1 protein-coding gene is annotated in these 1,310 nt (G+C 53.8%); it reads left to right on the top strand.

From position 1 onward, the window contains the following. Nucleotides 1–100: 100 nt before the first annotated feature. Complete coding sequence (locus G8770_RS23775) at nucleotides 101–1,306, top strand: ISL3 family transposase (protein WP_167192541.1); 1,206 nt, start codon at nucleotides 101–103, stop codon at nucleotides 1,304–1,306. Nucleotides 1,307–1,310: the final 4 nt, after the last annotated feature.

The raw sequence follows: 1,310 nt of genomic DNA, 5'->3' as shown, positions 1-1,310 counted from the left end.
GGTTCATCGCGGATTGGCGTGAAAAGGTAGGAGACGACGGTAAAACCGGTTAGTTTTGAGTTCGCCAAAACAACAAACCCAACCGACTTACCGCCGCCTTATGAATGCTAATCTTCTTGCCCTGTTCTGGGAAGGATTTACGATAGAATCTTTCCACCCTTTCGATAATCAATCCTTGCTTATCCGCCTTCAGCCCGCTCAGGGGTATACCCCCTGTTGTAGTGGGTGCCGCCAGCGAACCCTGGCGATTCATGACACTCATTTTAGACGTGTCCGGGATCGGGATCTTTTCGATTACCGCGTCTGGCTGGAGGTTCCTGTGAAGCGAGTCCGCTGCGTCACCTGCGGCCCTCGCCTTGAGCAGATTCGCTGGCTGCCGGGACGTCAACGTTTGACCGCAGGGATGATCCACTGGGTCGAGAGCCTGGTTCGCCTGATGCCAGTACAGCATGTTGCCCAGCTTCTGGGGCTTCATTGGCACACGGTTAAAACGATTGATCATCAACGCCTAAAGCGCGAGGTTCAGGAGCCCGAGCGTCACCGCCTGCGACGGTTGATCATGGATGAATTCGCTCTGTTTAAGGGTCACCGCTACGCAACCGTTGTCATTGATGCGGACACCCAGCAAGTCTTATGGGTTGGCGAGGGGCGCAGCAGAGCGGCGGTACGGCCCTTCTTTGAGTGGCTGGGCCCCGAAGCCTGTAGCCGAATTGACGCTGTGGCCATGGACATGAATACCGCCATGGATTTGGAGGTGCAGCATCACTGCCCTCAGGCCAGAGTGGTCTACGACCTATTTCATGTGGTAGCCAAATTTGGGCGAGAGGTGATTGATCGGGTACGAGTGGATCAGGCGAACCAATTGCGACACGACAAACCCGCCCGCAAGGTGGTTAAGCGTAGCCGTTGGTTATTGCTGAGAAACAAGGCCAACCTCAAGGACAATCAGGCCCTTGAGCTCGAAGAGCTGCTCCAGGCCAATCAGCCGCTAATGACAGTGTACCTACTCAAAGATCAGTTGAAAGAGCTCTGGTATGCCCCTTCTGAAGAAGAGGCCCGACAGCGCTGGAAGGACTGGTTCAGCTTGGCACTGAGCAGCGGTCTCGCACCGTTACAACAGTTTGCCAGACGCCTTAAAGGCTATTTGGAAGGGATTGTTGCCAGCGCCCGCTATCGTTTGAACACTAGCGTGTTAGAAGGCATGAACAACAAGATTAAAGTGATTAAAAGGATGGCGTATGGATACCGGGATAACGATTACTTCTTCCTGAAGATCAAAGCAGCGTTTCCCGGTAAAGTGCGATGAACCT

It is taken from the genome of Pseudomaricurvus hydrocarbonicus, from assembly GCF_011602365.1.
Lineage (GTDB): Bacteria > Pseudomonadota > Gammaproteobacteria > Pseudomonadales > Cellvibrionaceae > Pseudomaricurvus > Pseudomaricurvus hydrocarbonicus.
This window is presented reverse-complemented; position numbering and strand designations above follow the sequence as displayed.